Origin of the sequence: Ewingella sp. S1.OA.A_B6 (genome assembly GCF_049889095.1) — a bacterium.
In the GTDB taxonomy this organism is placed as follows: Bacteria; Pseudomonadota; Gammaproteobacteria; order Enterobacterales; family Enterobacteriaceae; genus Ewingella.
Genome location: NZ_JBLJFK010000035.1, coordinates 1 through 649, shown reverse-complemented (window position 1 = coordinate 649; position 649 = coordinate 1). Strand labels below are relative to the sequence as shown.

The window sequence follows — 649 nt, the reverse complement described above, 5'->3', positions numbered from 1 at the left end:
GCTCTTTAACAATTTATCAGACAATCTGTGTGGGCACTCACAAGACGATATCAGCCACCTCGGTGGCAAAATAATATCAAGTCTTGAAGAGTGACCAAGCAGTAATTCATTTAGTTGAATTATTACGAACTTTTAGTTTTTGCAAAAGTCAGTTTTTGAGCATCGCTTCACTGGTTGAAGCAAATCGAACTTTAATTGAAGAGTTTGATCATGGCTCAGATTGAACGCTGGCGGCAGGCCTAACACATGCAAGTCGAGCGGTAGCACAGGAGAGCTTGCTCTCTGGGTGACGAGCGGCGGACGGGTGAGTAATGTCTGGGAAACTGCCTGATGGAGGGGGATAACTACTGGAAACGGTAGCTAATACCGCATGACCTCGCAAGAGCAAAGTGGGGGACCTTCGGGCCTCACGCCATCGGATGTGCCCAGATGGGATTAGCTAGTAGGTGAGGTAATGGCTCACCTAGGCGACGATCCCTAGCTGGTCTGAGAGGATGACCAGCCACACTGGAACTGAGACACGGTCCAGACTCCTACGGGAGGCAGCAGTGGGGAATATTGCACAATGGGCGCAAGCCTGATGCAGCCATGCCGCGTGTGTGAAGAAGGCCTTCGGGTTGTAAAGCACTTTCAGCGAGGAGGAAGGGTA

The 649-nt window shown here is 50.5% G+C and carries 1 rRNA gene; it reads left to right on the top strand.

Going from position 1 to position 649, the window contains the following annotated elements:
• Positions 1-192: 192 nt before the first annotated feature.
• Positions 193-649: ribosomal RNA gene (locus ACMV8I_RS21340) — 16S ribosomal RNA — on the top strand; the annotation flags it as partial.